At 60.2% G+C, this 17830-nt stretch carries 15 protein-coding genes; 9 read left to right on the forward strand and 6 right to left on the reverse strand.

All coding sequences use genetic code 11. The annotated features are described in order from the left end of the window. Positions 1 to 193: 193 nt before the first annotated feature. Positions 194 to 346, reverse strand: a complete 153-nt coding sequence (locus tag ACVWZ1_RS12955) for a chlorophyll a/b-binding protein (RefSeq protein WP_011429120.1) — start codon at positions 344 to 346, stop codon at positions 194 to 196. Between the two features lie 116 nt (positions 347 to 462). Beyond that, a complete protein-coding gene (locus ACVWZ1_RS12960) occupies positions 463 to 1347 on the reverse strand; it encodes a penicillin-binding transpeptidase domain-containing protein (RefSeq protein ID WP_457503614.1) in 885 nt (294 codons plus the stop codon). A gap of 119 nt (positions 1348 to 1466) precedes the next feature. Between ACVWZ1_RS12960 and ACVWZ1_RS12965 the strand changes: the two genes are divergently transcribed. The 9 genes from ACVWZ1_RS12965 to carA all read left to right on the forward strand — a co-directional run bounded on the left by ACVWZ1_RS12965 (position 1467) and on the right by carA (position 15372). Then, positions 1467 to 1691, forward strand: a complete 225-nt coding sequence (locus tag ACVWZ1_RS12965; RefSeq protein WP_011432873.1) for a photosystem I reaction center subunit IV — start codon at positions 1467 to 1469, stop codon at positions 1689 to 1691. A gap of 46 nt (positions 1692 to 1737) precedes the next feature. Continuing rightward, the gene (locus tag ACVWZ1_RS12970) at positions 1738 to 2577 is read left to right on the forward strand and encodes a DNA-formamidopyrimidine glycosylase (protein WP_457503616.1); all 840 of its coding nucleotides are present in this window, start codon (positions 1738 to 1740) and stop codon (positions 2575 to 2577) included. A gap of 86 nt (positions 2578 to 2663) precedes the next feature. Continuing rightward, entirely contained in the window at positions 2664 to 3287 is a 624-nt protein-coding gene (locus ACVWZ1_RS12975; protein ID WP_414329198.1) for a pentapeptide repeat-containing protein, read from the forward strand. Between the two features lie 104 nt (positions 3288 to 3391). Beyond that, positions 3392 to 3988 (forward strand): response regulator, encoded by a 597-nt coding sequence (locus tag ACVWZ1_RS12980; RefSeq protein ID WP_457503617.1) that lies wholly within the window; start codon positions 3392 to 3394, stop codon positions 3986 to 3988. 155 nt (positions 3989 to 4143) lie between these two features. After that, complete coding sequence (hpsA, locus tag ACVWZ1_RS12985) at positions 4144 to 11538, forward strand: hormogonium polysaccharide biosynthesis protein HpsA (RefSeq protein ID WP_457503619.1); 7395 nt, start codon at positions 4144 to 4146, stop codon at positions 11536 to 11538. 64 nt (positions 11539 to 11602) lie between these two features. Next, a complete protein-coding gene (locus ACVWZ1_RS12990) occupies positions 11603 to 12343 on the forward strand; it encodes a prepilin-type N-terminal cleavage/methylation domain-containing protein (RefSeq protein ID WP_457503620.1) in 741 nt (246 codons plus the stop codon). A 56-nt stretch (positions 12344 to 12399) separates the two neighbouring features. Continuing rightward, the gene (locus tag ACVWZ1_RS12995; protein WP_457503622.1) at positions 12400 to 13548 is read left to right on the forward strand and encodes a PulJ/GspJ family protein; all 1149 of its coding nucleotides are present in this window, start codon (positions 12400 to 12402) and stop codon (positions 13546 to 13548) included. Positions 13549 to 13562: 14 nt separating this feature from the next. Further along, positions 13563 to 14108 carry a pilus assembly FimT family protein gene (locus tag ACVWZ1_RS13000; protein ID WP_457503624.1) on the forward strand — a complete coding sequence of 182 codons (546 nt, stop codon included), beginning with the start codon at positions 13563 to 13565 and terminating at the stop codon, positions 14106 to 14108. A gap of 61 nt (positions 14109 to 14169) precedes the next feature. After that, the gene (gene carA / locus ACVWZ1_RS13005) at positions 14170 to 15372 is read left to right on the forward strand and encodes a glutamine-hydrolyzing carbamoyl-phosphate synthase small subunit (RefSeq protein ID WP_457503626.1); all 1203 of its coding nucleotides are present in this window, start codon (positions 14170 to 14172) and stop codon (positions 15370 to 15372) included. A 50-nt stretch (positions 15373 to 15422) separates the two neighbouring features. Here the strand turns inward: carA and ruvC are convergent, their stop codons facing one another. The 4 genes from ruvC to ACVWZ1_RS13025 all read right to left on the reverse strand — a co-directional run. Next, complete coding sequence (gene ruvC, locus ACVWZ1_RS13010) at positions 15423 to 15971, reverse strand: crossover junction endodeoxyribonuclease RuvC (protein WP_457503628.1); 549 nt, start codon at positions 15969 to 15971, stop codon at positions 15423 to 15425. Then, positions 15946 to 16464, reverse strand: a complete 519-nt coding sequence (pgsA, locus tag ACVWZ1_RS13015) for a CDP-diacylglycerol--glycerol-3-phosphate 3-phosphatidyltransferase (RefSeq protein ID WP_457503632.1) — start codon at positions 16462 to 16464, stop codon at positions 15946 to 15948. Before pgsA ends, ruvC begins: the two co-directional genes overlap by 26 nt. Before the next feature lie 78 nt (positions 16465 to 16542). Continuing rightward, positions 16543 to 17478 carry a nucleoside hydrolase gene (locus ACVWZ1_RS13020; RefSeq protein ID WP_457503630.1) on the reverse strand — a complete coding sequence of 312 codons (936 nt, stop codon included), beginning with the start codon at positions 17476 to 17478 and terminating at the stop codon, positions 16543 to 16545. Positions 17479 to 17530: 52 nt separating this feature from the next. Then, positions 17531 to 17830, reverse strand: a 300-nt coding sequence (locus ACVWZ1_RS13025) for a zinc ribbon domain-containing protein (protein WP_143597355.1), incomplete at its 5' end; no start/stop codon positions are given.

The following is a 17830-nucleotide window of genomic DNA, read 5'->3' on the forward strand; positions in this document are numbered from 1 at the left end:
CCTTGGGGCGACTGTAAACTCGCCTGAAATTCCGAAACTTAGCTGTCCTCTGGGGCCGCTAGGGATTGGGATAAAGCCCGCACCCTGCGCATAGCGCGGGTGTCGGGTAGTTTACGCTTCCTGCTCAATACAATAAAGGGCCTGCAAGCCAGCAGACCCAAGGAAAAGCCAAAAGGCGGTAAGTTGAGGTCTCTTAGATCAGGCCCAGCCAGGAAGCAACGCCTTGGCCCGTCACCGCTTCAATGACAATGGCCAACACAAAGCCAATCATGGCAGCCCGACCGTTGAGGCGCTCGGCATACTCGTTAAAGCCAAACTTGGGCTCAGACAAATTGGGATTAGACATGAGAACCTCCAGGGTAAATGGGAACGACAGGGAGTGGGATCCGTAAAGAACGAAAACGAGAACGGCACTTGACCTTCAGTATAGTTTGCATTTCTTCATGATCGCAAGCAAGGTGGTCACCCGCTGCCGATGGCGGCGATGATCTGCCGCGCCAGGGGAATGGCCGCCTCATAGGCTTTGCCCTGATGCAGGTGCAGCACCAGCGTCCAGTTGGGATCCGGCAGGGGCCAAAAGGCCAGCAACCAGGCTTGAAAATCTTCTGCCCAGAGAATTGGTCGTCCTCGTCGTTGAGGATTGAGGATGGTGCCAGACTTGGCTGCCACTGGGATCCCTTCCGGGGCAATGCCGCGACAGGTGCCTGCTGTTGTCGCCAAGCTCATGCCGGCATGGAGAGCCTCCCAAATCCACTCCGGTAAAGAGAAAGCGGGCAGAGAGACCTCGCCAGAAAGGGGAACACCGCGGCGGGCAATCACGCCCCCATAAACCAACAGCTCCCAGGGATCTACCGGCCCAGCCAGACCGGTCGCCAAGAGCGGAGCCGGAGCCGTATTCTGCACACTCCCTAGGCCGAAGCGCCGCAGCCACTCCACCAGGGTATCGGCCCCCAGCTCCCAGCCCAACTGGTAAAAATGCACGTTGCAAGAGTGGGCCAGGGCCTGGCGCAAGTTCAAAGCCCCATGGCCACGGGGATCCCAGCAGGGTAGGCGGCCCAACCCCAGTTGCGGCGGCGGATCCCACCAACCCGGACAGTGGATCAAGCGCTCCCCAGAGCTGATCCCAGTCTGCAGAGCAGCGGCGGCAACGGCGCATTTGACGGTTGAGCCAGGGCTGGCCCTGATTCTGGAAGCCTGCTCCGGCTGCCAAACCCTTGTTAAACGACCGGTGTTCAGGTTGAGGACGGCGGCAAAATCGCGCGGATGGGGCAGCCCTGCAGATTTCCCCTGCAAGCCCCAGGTCAAAGCAGAACCCAACAGCCAGGCTCCACAGGTGCGACGGTTCATCTGCTGTTGGCCCCGAAAACCCAGCCAGACAAAAGCGGATCCCTGTTACAAAAATTCGGAAATCGCAGCCTTCTCACGGACTAGGGTAATCTGAGTTCAGGTCAATGGAGATAACCCTCATGGCAATTCAGCGTGGTGCCAAAGTCCGTGTGCTGCGGAAAGAATCCTACTGGTACCGGGATGTGGGAACGGTTGCGGCGGTGGATACCAGCGGCATTCTCTACCCGGTGATCGTCCGCTTTGACAAGATCAACTACTACAACATCAACACCAACAACTTCCGCGAAGATGAACTGGAAGTGTTGGAAGCTCCCAAAGCCAAGGCCAAAGCTGCGGCCAGCTAAGCCAAAGTTCTGATGCCGGGGACTGTGTTCTTGAGCAAGTCGTTCTGTGCCTGAACTGCCGGAAGTTGAAACAGTTCGGCAAGATTTGCAACGCCTCACCTTGGGGCCGCGGATACTTGGGGTGGAGGTGCTCCTGGCCCGCACCATTGCCTACCCTGCAGGGGAGATGTTTGGGCGGAGCTTGATTGGCACCCGTTTTACCCAGTGGCAGCGGCGAGGAAAGTATCTCCTGGGATCCCTGGATTCGAGAGCTGTTCTGGGCGTGCATCTGCGCATGACCGGGCAGTTGCTCTGGGTGCAGGGATCCACCCCTTTATCAGCTCACACTCGTGTTCGTTTGGCCTTCGAGGAAGGGTGGGACTTGCGCTTTGTGGATCAGCGCACCTTTGGCCAGATGTGGCTGGTGCCTGCCGGTGTTGAGCTGGAGGCGGTGATCCCCACCCTGCAGACTTTGGGGCCGGAGCCCTTTTCGCCAGCTTTTTCTGAGGCCTATTTCCAGGCTGCCCTGCAGAAGAGCCGCCGTCTTATTAAAACCGCGCTGCTGGATCAATCGCTGGTAGCCGGGGTGGGCAACATTTACGCCGACGAAGCCCTGTTTCTGAGCGGCATTCACCCTTTGACGCCAGCAGTTCAGCTTTCGGATGTGGCCAAGGCACGCCTGCGAGAAGCTTTGATCGAGGTGTTACGGGCCGGGCTGGAGCAGCGGGGCACCACCTTGCGGGATTACCGGGATCTGCGTGGGCTCAACGGCAACTATCAAGGGCAAGCGTGGGTGTACGGTCGGGAAGGGGATCCCTGTCGCCTCTGTGGCACCCCAATTCAGCGGATGAAGCTGGCAGGTCGGTCGGCCCACTTTTGCCCCCACTGCCAGCCGCAACAGAGCTAGTGGCGCTCCTCAAGATATGGGGGATCCCTGGGGAAATGGGCCAGAGCGGCTACCATCAGCAGTAGGAGGGGATCCCGGTGAAAACCATGGGATGGGCACGGCTCCAACCTGTAAAGCCCTTGATGAGGGGAAGTCGCCTCTGGTCGGGAGCGCTGTTGGCGCTGGGGATCCCGACGGCTGCGGCCTTTGCCCAACTGGAGTTGGATGCCCAACTGGGCCGCTCCCAAATTGTTTTTCCCAGCAAAGATTGCCCCGCCTGCAACCTAACGGGGGCAGAACTGCCGGGAGCTGACCTCAGTGGGGCCAACCTAAAAGAAGCGATCCTCAGACAGGCCAATCTCCAAGCTGCCGACCTCTCCCAAGCAATCCTCAATCTGGCCGATTTGAGAGGGGCCAATCTGAGTGGCTCAGCTCAGGCAGGGGCTTTCTTGTGGGAAGCCGATCTGGCGCAGGCCAACCTGCAGCAGACAGATCTGACGGGTGCCAATCTGCAGGTGGCCAACTTAAGCGGGGCCGACTTGCGTCGAGCCATCCTCACCGGCGCCGACCTCACAGGGGCCAAGTTACACAATGCCGATCTGCGGGGGGCCGACCTGCGAGGCGCTTTTCTGGAGGGGGCGGATCTGACCGGCGCCCTGTACAATGCCCAAACCCGGCTGGATCCCACCTTTGACCCCCAGGCCCGCGGCATGGTCTTGGTGAAGCCATAACCCCCCTCTCCCCAAGGGAGAGGGGCTGGGGGTGAGGGCGCTTTATTTGGGATCCCCCCTTGGGCAGATTAAAACCAGCACCCCCTCGGCTGGGATCCCCTGCCATGAGTTCTCCTGTCCGCATTCTCATTGCCGACGATCATCCCCTCTTTCGGTTGGGGCTAAAGTTTGCCCTGCAGGCGCAAGGATTTGAGGTGGTGGCGGAGGCGGAGACGGGATCCCAGGCCGTCCACCATTGTCGCAGTTGTGCCGTCGATGTAGCCATTTTGGATGTGCGCATGCCGGATGGGGATGGGATCGCCGCCTGCCAGCAAATCACCGAGCTGGGCCTGCCGGTGGTGGTGGTGATGATGACCACCTTTCAGGAGCCGGGTCTGATTGAGGCAGCCCGCCGCGCCGGGGCCAAAGGCTACCTTTCCAAAGAGACCGACCCGGCGGAATTGGCCCGCGTCATCCGTCAGATTTTGTCCAACCCCGAACGAGACTGGCTGCCTGCCCGACAGGAGCTGCCCAAGCTCACCCCCCGCGAGCTGTGTGTGCTGCAACTGATGAGCGAGGGCTTGGCCAACAAACAGATTGCCCGCCGTCTGGGCCTAAGCATCGAAACCGTCAAAGAATATGCCAGCACCGTCTACCGCAAGCTGGATGCTAGCGACCGTGTCACCGCCCTCCTCAAGGCGCAACAACTGGGGATTTTGTGAAAGGATATTGAGGATTCTTAAGAATCTTGCAGAGAGGGGGCTGGCAGCTCCCCCCAGCGGTGGGGATGTCCGAAACTCCGGATCCCTTGCATACTGTTGCTATCTTGGCATCTGCCCAAGTGCCCCTTCTCACCTGCGTTATCTGAGATACGGCCATGTCTGCTCCTTCCCCGCTGCTGCTCAAACTTGTCTTGCGCCTGCTCAGCTCCTTGAAGGTAGAGGTGAAGCGGCGCCAGATGCGAGAGCGCGGTTTCGTCCTGCCGGTCGCTATCTTGATCGTGCTGGTCTTGAGCTTGGTGACGGTAGGCCTGCTGACCCGCTCCACCCAGCGCAACATCCAAACCCAGGTGGAACGGGCGGGGCAGACGGTTAGCCGGCAACTGAACGCCGCCATCGACCGGGCACGGGCCAAGATCGAATATCTGGTACGGGATCCTCGCCTTCCCGCCGGTACCCCCACCGATGCGCAGCTTGTCGCAGCCTTGATTAATGACGGGGAGGAAGAACTAATCCCTAGGGATGAGAATAATCCCTACATCCTCCCCGATGAAACTCAGTTTGTGATCGGAAGCAACATTCAGCAAGTGCGGGCGCCAGCCTGGTGGTTTTTGGCGGACACCGACAACAACGGCGTCAACGACTCCGTAACCGCCTATACCATCCTTAACACCCGTCGGGCTGCTGGCGCCGGCTTTGAGGATAGCCAGCTAACGGATACGGAGCGGGCGCGGCGCCTGATGATCCGCAGTGGCCCCCTACAGGGCTCCGCTCTGGGCCCTTGTACCGATAACCCCGCTCAGCAGACGATTAACCCCAACGTGGGGGACTGGTTCCAGGTGGGCACGGCGCTGTACAAGCCCTTTCAGGTCTTTGCCGTTACCTTGCCGCTTGAGGGGGCCGACTCCACCACCCGCGCCGTTTCGGCTTTGCAATTCCAGCAGGATCGGAAGCGGGATCTGCTGAACAAGTGGGGGGCCTTCAGCCGCGGCGACCTAGAGTTTTTCTTCACCCCCGGCTACAACTGGAACGGCGCCATCTACGCCGGCGGCAGCCTTTTCTTCCGCTATGCCCCCAACAACTTGTTCCGGGCTTTCACCATCAGCTCGGAGCAATCCTGCTTCTACATGCCCCCCGACAACTCCGAAATCACTGCCTTTGGAGAGCTGGTGGCTGGGGCTATTGGCTATGCCGGCCAGCAGGTGAGCGATACCCTGATTTTCGATGTTCACTCTGGCCGGCAAGACGCAGCGCCAGAGGTGCTGGCTCGGTTGAACAACTTAAATTTTGACTCGGTGCAAAACCAGGTAGAGCCAGAAAATGTGGCTTTGGATCCGTTGGAGCTCCACCTTTTCGGTCGCATTCGCACCCGGGGATCCTATGCCCAAGATGCATCGGGATGGGCGGCTTCTCCCCTCAACGCTAAGCGCGATCCCAACCCCGGACGGATTAAGGCGGGCGGTTTTCAGGCTGGTGCCGACCAGGTCTGCCCTCCCTATGTAGACGATGTCTATCGGGCCGACAACCGCTTTGGCCCCAAGGCCAGCTATGACCGTCCGCCTGTAACTCCTGACCCGCAGAGGGGCTGCGATGTGGACACCTTTGCTCAGAGGTTTGGTGTCGGTGCCGGTAGCCCGATTCCTGCTGATGCCAGGAACAACCAGAATGAGTCTTTGACCGAGGACAACCCACCCCCAGGCGCCCTTTCCGAGGTGGGCTTGGATGGCTACTGGGAGCGGCGGGCCCGCGTGGAGGGCTTGCGGGTAATTGTCGGGCAGCGGCTGGAGCTGACCCGCACCGATTCTTTGCCTTTGCCTCTGGTGCCGTCTGGGGATCCCAACGATCCCACCAAGTTGCAGGCCATTTTCATCAGCAACGAGGCGCGGCAACGGCTGACCCTGAGAGATAACCCAGCGGCGGTGCAGGCCACTGCCGTTTACCACTACAGCCACCGAGATGGGCGCTTCCCCATTGCTTGCCTGGCCACGGTGGCCCACCCCGGCACTCCTTGGAGCTTGCAGCGGGCTTCCACGTTCCCTACCGGCGACCAGCGCACCCAACTGGGCATCAACTTCTTTACTGGAGAGGGCACCAACGTTTGGGAGTATGACCCCGAGCCGATGCGGGGGCAACTGCGGCCTGGCACTCCTTTGTGGACAGCGCTCACCAACCTGGCCAATTTTGCCGGCGATCCTGACGGGGCCTATCCACCCAGGCAAGAAGCGGGCCGCATTCACCCGGATCCGTTTATCACTGCCTTTGGCAACTTCTCAGAGCTGCGGCGGGTGATCGATACCGTTAACCGAGGTACCCCCGTTAGCCAACTGAGCCTAGCCGACCAGACCACGCTGCAAACGGCAGGCTGCATGTTGGGCATGCTGGCCGACAACATTCTGCGCATCGAGGAGGCTGCCCGTCAGCAAGGTGGCGGCAGTAGCAGCATCGGGGGCGGTGGTTCTGGTGGCACCAGCTCTGGATCTGGGAGCTCGTCCCCAGTTCTCGGCAGCCTCTGGAACGACATTCAAGCCAGCCGTGCCGGGAACCGAGAGGCAGCCAACCGGTTCTACCTGCCACTGCGCTACATCTTCCCGACAACCCGTGTCACCGAGTCGGATTCTCTGGAGAGCGAGCGGCGCAGCGCTTACTCTTTCCTTCCGACGGTTACCTATGAGGCTGTAACCGACTTAAACGCGGTTGCTCTGCAGCCCCGCTCCGGAATTGGCAACTGGGCTTTGCCCCATGCACCGGCCAATTGCACCGCTGCCGGCCCCAACAGCAACCAATTTGAGCTAATTCGGATTGGCAACCAGTGCCATCGCGTGCCCTTCAAGGATTCTGTCTTCTACGATGGCCGCGAGGCGATGGCGGTGCGGGCGCTGAACATTGACCTGGCGCTACTGACCAACAATGTCCAAGGTCAGAACAGGGGGCTGATCAACGGGGATACCTGGCTGCCTGCCGGCATTGGCGAGAACCGAGAAGGGGGGATTTTCTACGCCTTCCGGGAAGATGCCGTGCGGGAAGATGCCATTGCCCGCCCACCCTTGGACACTTTTAATGGCTACCTAACCAGATGGCGCAACGCAAACGCCCGCGGCACTTTGGGCAGCGCTGGCGTTATGAACGCCGGTCAGCCGAATCGAGGCACGGCCAATGGCCAAACGGTCTGGGATCCCCCTGTTTCCGATGCCGGACTTAGCCCTAAGCCGGTGGACTACTACGCGGATCCGGATCGGCGGCCCTACGGCTTCCGGCTGCGCAACGGGGCGGTGCTGGCCCGCGGCGGGTTCAACCCTGATGACGCGATTTTTGGCCTCTCCTTCGTTTCCGATAACCCCGTCTATATCCAGGGGGACTTTAACCTGCACCGGACGAGGAACGGGCAGCGGCTGGAGGAGTTCACAACTCTCCTCAATTTCGGAGCAGACGGCCTCTACAGCAACTTCTACGGGCGGCTGCGATCCAATGAAGACCGGCGCTTTGCCCGGGCGGCGCAGGATCTCTGGCGGCCTAGCGACGTGTTGGGCGACTCGGTGAACATCCTCTCTGCCGATTTCTGCGACGGCAGCATCGACGACGGCTTTGTGCAGGATGCTACGCTCAACGGCGGCGGCAGCAGCTTTGTGGCTGACCGGAACTACCAGGGCAGCCCACAACGAGCCTCGGCTCCTCGCCGCAACGAACACTACGGCTGCAGCGGGCCAAACCTAGGAGCCAACACTTCTTTCCTCAACCAAGCGCTGGTGATCCGAGGCAACAACTGGCCGGCTCCGGATCCCAACAGAGATGGTGCTGGGGTTCTGCGCTTTGACAACACCAACGGGGCCCAGAACCTGGGTGACAATACCAACCAACCGGGTTGGCCGGATGTGTTTGCCCGCGACACCATCTTTGCCCGCCGCAACAGTACCGATGCCAGCTCCGGTCAAGCTGACCGAACCGCAGGGCTGGGCGTGCCCGAAGTGCGGCTCTTGCGGGCACCCGATACGGGCTATGCCAACTTTGGGGTGCGCATCTCCGCTTTGGGCAACCCGGTGCTGGATACCTCCCGCTGGCTGCTGGTGGCTCCACTTGGGCCTTGCCCCGAGCCTGAAGGAGGCGGTGGCCTATTGGCCGAGTACTACAACGGCTGGCTGAGCAACCCGCAGAACCGGTACAACCGCAACACAGGGTTTGCCACCAACCGTATTGACCAGGTAGTAGGCCCCCTGCCTTCAGACGCTCAAGATGCCAACCTGCCCTACCTGCGGGCGGTGCGCTGGCCGGATCCGGTGTTCCCGGCGCAAGGAGTACCTGACGCCATTGGTCAGTACAACAATGGCTATACCACCAGTGCGCCTACCTGTAATCCAAGTGGCACCAACGATCAACGCTGGGCCTGTGTGCGAGATGCCATCAATAATCCGAGCAACCTAGCCCCCTTTGCCCGCAGCGGTAGCGGTTTCCCCTCTTGGGGAGGCTTCCAGTACTTTTTTGGCACTAGCACATCGCTGGACTCTCGCTCGCCTTTCAAACGGCGGCTGTACAACAATCCCCCCAGCTGCAACGGCTCTTCTTTGTCTGACATCCTGCAGCCCCTCTGCCGTTTGTCACTACCGCCTGGCAGCCCCGATCGGCGGGATCGCGGCGATTGGTTCTGGATGCCCAGTTGTGGGGAGCCCGATGGCAACAACAGCCTGCCGAACCTGCCCATCGACGCGGATGACCTCAACTTTCCAAGTCACTTCAACTTCCAGCGCTCCTGCTGGCGGCGTAGAAGTGGGGGCGGGCCAAATGGCAACAACAACGGCAACGACTTTTTCGTGGTGCGCTGGGTAGGGGAGCTGTATCCCCGTTGGTCGGGCCTGCAGAGCTACCGCATTCTCAACGGCGACGACGGCGTGCGGCTGATCATTCGACGGCGGGACGGCTCCAGTGCCACTTTTGTCAACAATGGAGCCTGGAACGGAACTCCGCTCAGCCTAGGGCCCAATGCTGCGGGTGCCGAAGCCTGGCAGGATAGCGGCGGTAACCTGGTCACCCTGCGATTAGAGCTGGAGTGCGCGGATCCATCCCAGCCCTCGCCCTACTTGGTGGAGATCCAAACTTACGAAAATACCGGCGGTGCCTCCCTGCGCTTTGCCACCCGCGATGGCAGCGAGTTGGAAGACTACGACCTGCAGTACCTGAAGCCGTTGAAGGGGGTAAACCAACCTTGCCAGCCGGATCCGCTGAAGCCTTTAGCACCCAACCAGAAGTACTGCGCAACCCCCCTCAACTGCGATCCCATCTGGACAGACTGGACTCCTGCATGTAAAACCGACATCTGTGTGGCCACCACCATTACCCAAACCAAAACGGCCACCTTGCCTGCCGGTTGCCCTGGCACTCCGCCGACGCCGATGACTCGCCAGTTCACCTGCAATCCTCAATTTAACTATGGGCCCTGGTCGAATTGGTCGCCCGACTGTACCCCAACCCAGCAGTGCAACAAAACCACCATTACCCAAACCCGCAGCCGCACGGTAACGCCGCTCTGTACCAGCCAGAGCCCCTTCACCGAAACCGAATCCCAAACCATCACCTGCCAGCCTCCGGGGGCTACCTGCACCTACACAGGCTGGACTCCTCAGTGTACGGTGGCCAACGGCGGCCTGCAAGTGACCCAAACCCGCACCAAGACCTGCACGTCGAGCTGCGGAACCACCACTACTATAGAAACCCAAACGGTTACTTGCCCGAAGATTTGCAACTACAACTGGGGCCCTTGGTCACCGGCCAGTTGCGATGAGGTCATCAACCAGATCGCCTGCGGCACAACCAAAACCTTTACCCAAACCCGGACGGGCACCCTCATCGCCAGCACCAGCAGCCCCACCTGCTCGCCCACTACAACGCAGACACAATCTTTAACCTGTCAAGGGCGGCCTTGCGGGTCGAGCACCTTTGCCCCAGAAGCTCCTTCCAAGAGCCCCTTGGGCGAGTGGATGGCAGCCAAGCCCAACACGGTGGAGCTGCGCCCTGTCCACGAAATCCAAGCCGATCCAGAGCCGGAGACGATCGGCGTGAACACGGTGGCCAAGGCTTCTACTGAAGGCGTGACCATTGCTCTGGAGCCGCAGCTCTCGCCGGTGCTGGAGGTGAAGGCGGGAGTGCCCAAGCCGCCCAAGTGGCCCAACCCTGCCGAGGCTCTGCAGGCGGCCTTCAATTGGATGTTTGGTGAGCCCGCCTATGCTGCCCGCGCCGGACTGAGAGGCAATTTGCTCTCCAGCCAGATCGCCAACCCCAGCAAAGAACCCGGCATTCGCCCTGCCGAGAGTGGTGCTTCTCCGATTTCCGGAACTCTTAGCCTAGGCACCGACGACTGGGCGCGGCAACTGCGGCGGCGATTGCTCAATCCCAATGGAACTGTTCGCTGTGACTCAGAAGAAAAGGTCACTCCCACCGACGGTGGCTTCTGGGTACCGGGGGTGTTTCGCCCCAACTTTAACGACCGCTTCAAGTACACCGCCTACACCGGTGACAGCCGACCCAGCACTCTGCGTACCTCTCCTAAAGGTGCCGATCCTACCTTCGAGGATCTCAACAAGAATGGCATTTGGGATCCGGAGGAGCCTTCAAATGTTTTGGAGCGGGATCCACTGTTTGGGTTAGACTTGCCGGATCGGCCAGAGCTAGAGATCCAACCCCAGATGGCGCTCAACCCTTACGCCCGCGTCAACAAAAGCGCCGCGACCCAAGCCTACACTCCCGCGTCCAAGTATGCGGACGGATACTACATTAACCACAAGGGCAGTGAAGATATTCGCAATGGCCTTTGCTTCTACGTCAAGCCCAACGGCAACACCATCCAGGTTCAGATCGACCGTAACGGCGGCGATGGCGATGGCCTGGTCTGGGTGGATGTGGAGCCGTTCACCCTGGACCTGAACAAGGCTCCCACTGGCTTTGCCGGCAGCAACCCCGTGCTGGGGGTGATCCTGGACGAGGTGACCCGTCGGCCCATTCCCATTCCCCGCTTCCAAGAGCTGGCTTCAACCGATGTGAACCAGCGCCGCCGCAACGACAACGGCACCCAAAACCGGCAGCTCCAGCCGGCCAGGGAAACGCGGGTAAATGCCATTGCCATCAGCGGTGTGATCCCGTCTCGGCTGGATCAGACGGGCGGGGGCATGCACAACTTCCTGCGCCTCAACGAGCTGTGGAGAGATGTCAACCTCTTTTTCAGCGGCTCGATGATCCAGCTCAACTACAGCACCTATGCTACCGGCCCCTTCCTGCAGCACAGCTTTGAGCCACCCGATCTGGTAGCCGATCCAACCTTTGTGCGGGGCTACGACTACTACTCCCCACCCAACCGCCGCTTTGGCTACGACGTGGGCCTGCAAATTGCCCGCCGACCTAGTCCTGTGTCGGCCCGTTTCCAATTCCCCTCCAACACGCGCACGGAGTTCTTGCGGGAGTTGGATCCACAAGACCCGTATGTGCGGCGGCTGCGCTGTGCGTTGCAACAGCAGTCAGGCGTGCCTCTACAAGCGGCTGCTCGCATTGGAAACTGCAATGAATTCAACTGATATTGACTCGTCCGGTCAGGGGTAGATTCTAAGGTAGGGGCAGAATCGGCTAGGGGAAGGATCTATGAACAAGTGGCGGCTTTGGCGGCAACAACAAGCAGAGGGCTTCACCCTCATCGAGGTGCTGGCTTCGGTGATCATCGTGGCCTTGGCCATGACCGCCCTGGCCCCTACTCTCGCCGTGATTGCCTACCGGCGGGCTATGAGCGAGAGGGTAGAGTTGGCCAACCGCCTGGCCCAGGAGGAGGTGGATCGCATCCGCACGCTGGTGGATATCGAGCTGTCCGCCAACCCGCGCGCTTTTCAGAATCCGGCTCAACTGGCCCGTCTGCCCAGGGTGGGAGCCAACCCGCTGGCGAGTACCCCACCTCCCACCAATATGAACACAGATGGGGCCAACTATTCCATTCGCTTGGCCCAAGTTCAAGTGCCGGGGCGTAACTCCGAAGAATACGTCATCCAAACCTTTCGCGACGCGGGGGCACCTTGCATCGACCGGCGCGAAAACAGGGTCATTCAGGGGGTTCCCTGCAGCTTTCGCATGGGGGTGAGGGTTTACCATCGCTTTTCTTTCGACCCGACCACTCGCCAAGCGCTGCCTGGATTGGGAACGGAGTTGGCTTCGGCCAGCCAGAACTTGGCCAATGCCGATGTTTGGCTATTTCCCATGGCCACCTCATTTGTAGAAATTAACCCCGCCGCCAACTTGGGAGATGTTTGCCGGCAGATAGCCATTGCCAGAGGCGAGAATCCCATCGAGAGGTGCCGGGCTTTCCCCCTGCCTGTTAATCCTGTTGCACCGTGAGGTAGAGCCTAAGTTCCTTCCCGCAAAACCTGTTGAGAAGATGGGGGTGTTTCCCTATGTTTTTCAAGATTTTTCGCCGCAGACCCAGTAAGAGCAGAGGGTTTACCCTCATTGAGCTGTTGGTCTCGCTGCTGATTGCCTCCATCTTTCTCTTGGCCACGGGGATGATCGTCGTTGAGACGATGCGGCTGGATCGGGAAGAGACGGGCCGCACCCAGGTGCAGGCGGAGCTGACGCAGGCCATGGAATATATCCAGCAAGATCTGGCGGAGGCTCTCTACATCTATAACGACACCGAACGGCCCAGTGACCCTCAACAGCCCCCCGGAGATGGGATCCCGGATGTTATCCAGCGGCTTTACGAGCCGGGCTGGATCCGGCGACCCGCGGGCGCTATTCCGGTTGTTGCTTTTTGGAAGCTGGAGCCGATCCCGCAAGGATGCTACGCGGGCAACCCCACCTTACAACAGATCCGAGAAGGCCGTGCCACCTTGCCCGCCGAACCACCTCCTGAGTTTCCGCGCACAAACGGTAAAAATGCGGATTGGGAAACCCTTGTCAGCCGCCGCGGCATCTACACCTTGGTTGTGTACTACCTGCGCCGCAACTACAACAACGCTGGCAACTTGGAGGATGGTTCAACAACTCCCTGGGAGGGCAACGCGCGGATCGACCGTTTTGAATTGCGACCCTTCAACATTCAGGGTCAAAACAACTGCGCCGGTCGCAGCCCGTTCTTTGTTGAGGATCCCGATCCGTTCCGAGATGGTTTCCTTGCTTGGCCTTCCGAGCAAGCTCGAGCGCGCCAAATCCCCATTGCCGGCAGGGCAGATGGCCCCCGCCTGACAACTTTGGTCTCCAACATCTTCAGCAGCCGGGAGGGAAGTCCGCAGGTTGCGCCCCTCTGCCCGCAGGGCTATGCCTTTGGCGGCGGCAGACCCAACGGCGTCACCTTCTCGGGGTTGGGAAATAACCAAAACGACGTGGGCTTCTACGTTTGCGTGCGGCAAAGCCCCGGTGCTGACCGACCGCAGGATGTGATCATCAACATCACTGCCACGGCCATGGAGCGTGCCAACCCTGGCCTTTTCCGTCGCTACATCCGAAATGCCACCAGCGTCGATATCTCAGAGGTGTCGCGCTACTTGCTGCCAATGCAAACACGGGTTCTTGCCCGCGGTGTTATCAACCGTCAGCTCTCCTAGGGGGAATGTCCACCATGTTGGCCTTGGAGAAAAAAGCAATTGGCCGAGCTCAGCCTTTTCGATCCCGGGGCTTTACGCTGACAGAAGTCCTAGCGGTGGTGGTCATCATCGGCATCCTGGCCGTGCTGGCGGTTCCTTCTGGGATCAACATCTGGGCGCGGATCCAGCTTGAGGATGCGCAGAACAGGGTGGAGCGAGCCTTGCGCACTGCCCGCACTAACGCCAGAGCCTCTCTCCTGGGCCGAGCTTGGGTGGTGCAGGTGGACAATTCGGATCCGATCGTTCCGACTCTGGTCATCCAAGATGGGGAGGGCCTTTGCGATGAACCCACCCCTTGTCAGCGAATTCGCCTGAATAATTTTGTAACTGTAACCAACAACTTCAGTGGAGGAAGAGCCGTTTTTGAATCCGATGGCCGCGCCCGTCAACTGGGTCGCTTTGTAGTTAGCAGCACCTACTCTCAGGGGGAAAACCGCTGCGTGGTGGTGAGCACCTTGATAGGCACCATCCGCAAGGACAACGACCCGGCTTGTGCGGGCGGAGCAGATGCGGAAGACTAGCCAGCCTTGCAACCTCCTTGAAAGGGGGTAGGATGGTCAGGCCGATGTTTTTGGGTAGCGCATGGCCCCTTCTTCCCCAATCCTTCAGGAAAAAACCTTTCCTTGGCAATCTCGTCAGCCTGCCCTGCTGATGCTGGCGGATGGTGCTTCCTTTGCCGGTTGGTCTTTTGGGGCGCCGGGCACGGCAGTGGGCGAGGTGGTGTTCAACACGGGCATGACCGGCTACCAGGAGGTGATCACCGACCCTAGCTACCGGGGGCAGATGGTCACTTTCACCTGCCCTGAGCTGGGAAATACCGGAGTGAATGAGCTGGATGAAGAATCGGCTCGGCCCCAAGTAGCGGGGGTGATTGCCCGCAACGTGTCTCGCTTGGTCAGCTCTTGGCGGGCCACCTCCACCCTTCCCCACTATCTGCAACAGCATGGGATCCCGGCCATTGCTGGGGTAGATACGCGGGCTTTGGCACGGCGGCTGCGCTCTCAGGGGGTGATGAACGGGGCCCTTTCCACGGAGACTTTGGATCCCCAGGTTTTGTTGGAGCGGGTGCGCCAGGCTCCTTCCATGCAGGGGTTGAGCTTGGTGGCGGAAGTTACTACTCCTCAACCCTACGAGTGGCTGGAACCTACCCCCGCCGACTGGGACTATGGGCGCAGCCAAGGGATCCCAGTGCCGGAGCCGCCCCTGCGGGTGGTGGCCTTGGATTTCGGCGTTAAGCGCAACATTCTGCGCCGCCTTACCCGCTATGGCTGTCGGGTGATGGTGTTGCCGGCCAATGCCAGCCCGGAGCAGATTTTGAGTTACAACCCTGATGGGATCTTCCTCTCCAATGGGCCAGGGGATCCCGCCGCTGAGACGACTGCCATCCGCACCACGCAAGCGCTGCTGCAAACCGGGAAGCCCCTATTTGGGATCTGCCTGGGCCATCAGATTCTCAGTTTGGCCCTGGGGGGATCCACCTACAAGCTCAAGTTTGGCCACCGCGGCCTCAACCACCCTTGCGGGTTGGAGAAGCAAGTGGAGATCACCAGCCAGAACCACGGATTTGCGGTGGATGCCGCTTCGATCCCCGCCGATGAGGTCACGATCAGCTACCTCAACTTGAATGACCACACCGTAGCCGGGATCCGCCACCGTCACCTGCCCCTGTTTTCCGTGCAGTATCACCCGGAAGCCAGCCCCGGCCCTCATGATGCCGATCACCTCTTCCGGGAGTTTGTGGAGCTAATGCTGCAGCACCGAACTTTTTTAGCTACTCAACGCTAACATCTTTCACCTCCTGCCGAAGGCAGGGGATTGGACAGGGAGGGGATCCCTCAAGAGAAGCGGTGGTGCCAGACTGTGATGGCAATCGCCAAGGCATCGGCGGCATCATCCGGGCGGGGCAAGCTGGGCAGGTTGAGTTCCCGGGCCACGGCAGCTTGTACAGCCTGCTTGTCGGCGCGTCCGTAGCCTGTCAAACTTTGCTTGACTTGGGCGGGCGTAAACTCCACCGGCAACAGATGATGCTGGGCCAAGGTGAGCAGGATCACGCCACGGGCTTGGGCGATGGCAATGGTATTGCCCATTTTGTAGAAAAAAAGTTTTTCCAGCCCCACCTGATGCGGGCGCAGTTGGCGCAGCAACTGGCTCAAATCCTCGTGCAGCGTTTGCAGCCGCTCCGGCATCGAGTGTTGGCTGGGGGTGCTGATCACCCCATAATCCACAGGTTTCAACCCCGCAGATCCCGCCAGAATGCAACCAAAACCCATGGTTCCCAGACCTGGATCTAGGCCGAGGATGCGCTGCTCAGGTGGGGGGTCTCCTCTGTCGGCGAGGGGCGGGGGGATCTGACAAGGGCTATGGCCTGCCGGGTGACTGCGCATGATGGGGATGATCGGCGTGCAAGTAGGTCAGGCCCGAGATCAGGGTGAGAACCACCGCCACCCAAAAACAAGGGATCCCTCCCGGCCACCCCAAAATCAGCAAAGCAATGGCCAGGATTTGGGTTACCGTCTTGGCTTTGCCCCAGAAATTGGCACCGCGGATTTGGCTTTGGTTGACCCGCCAGCCGGCGATGGCCAGCTCCCGCCCCACCAGCAAAAACACGCCCCAAGCGGGGATCCGCCCCAGTTCCAGCAGGCCCAGCAGCGGCGCCAACACCAGCAGCTTATCCACCAGAGGATCCAAAAACTTGCCCATATCGGTTACCAAGCCATAACGGCGGGCCAAATGGCCATCCAGCCAATCGGTTGCTGCCGCCAACAGGAACGCCCAGAGGGCCAACCTCTCCCCCAGTGGGGATCGCAGGCTCAGGCCCAGCAAAACAAAAGGGATCCCTGCCAGCCGCAGCAGGGTGACGGCGGTGGGCAGGTTCACCCACTCCAGCTTGGCACGTTGGACGGCGCTGGGATTCTCCACCTTCGGATCTGGCCTCAAGGATCAGAACTATCAGAATTATCGGTAACGGCCCAGGCGCTCGGTGAGCAGGTGGTAAAACCCCTGGGCATCCACCCCAAAAGCCACCTGGACATTGGCAGGGCGACCACTGGATCCCCAGCGATCCACCACCGTCCGGCCCAGGTTCAAGGGGCTAGCCGTTTCCACCTCGACGTAGCAGGGCTTGAGCTCGAACAACTGCGGCTGTAACAGATAGGCAATCACACAAGGGTCGTGCAATGGCCCTCCCGGTAGCCCGTAGCGTTCTACGTCGACCTTACCGTAAAAGGTGAGCATATTGGCCACCGTCTGCCCAACGCGGGTGCCCAGGGCGCGGATGCGCTCAATCCGCTCCGGCGTGCTGAGGACCTGTTGGGTGACGTGCAAGCCCAGCATCACCACCTCCGGGATCCCGGCGCTGAGCACGATCTGGGCGGCGTGGGGATCGGTGAGGATGTTGAACTCGGCTGCCGGGGTAACATTCCCCTCAAAGGCGGATCCCCCCATAAACACCAGCCGCCGGATGCGCTCCACAATCCGGGGCTGCTGCACCAGGGCCACTGCCAAGTTGGTCATCGGGCCCAGCAAAGCCAAGGTAACCGGCTCAGGGGCAGCCATCAGCGTCTCGATGAGATAGGGCACTGCATGCTGGGATCCCAAAGGCATCTGGGGCTCCGGCAGATCCGCTCCATCGATCCCGGTTTTGCCATGCACCTGCTCGGCGGTTTCCAGAGGGCGCAAGAGAGGTCGGGGGCAGCCAGCATACACCCCCATCTGCGGCTGACCGGCCAATTCACAGATCTGTCGAGCATTGCGGCTGGTTTTGTCCAAGGAGACATTGCCAGCCACCGTGGTAATGCCCAGCAATTGCAGCTCTTCTGGCGACGCCATAGCCAGCAGCAGAGCCACCGCATCGTCTTGGCCAGGGTCACAGTCGATGATCAGGGGCACCATAGGGATCTCGGCAGCAGCTCACTCACCCCTAGTTTAGGTTTTTCTGATACATTTACGCTGAACACTGCTGAGCATTACTGCTCAGCGGTGAAGCGATAGCATTCTGTCCGTTTCCGTTGTCGCTACGCGACGCTGACGCGACCGCGCTACTCGGACGGAGTCCAAACAGAAAGGCGGTATCCCGCAAAGCCCTGAGCATAACACCCAGAGCGCCTTGCCAATCTCGTGGTAGCCTGTGGTTGCACTTTGGGCATCTAAACACCTTTGCGCCACCCAACTTGGTGTGGATGTGCCCGCACTTGGTACAGGTTTTGCTGGTGTACGCTTCCGATACTTCCACGACAACCACGTT

The organism is Thermostichus sp. MS-CIW-25, assembly GCF_054060015.1.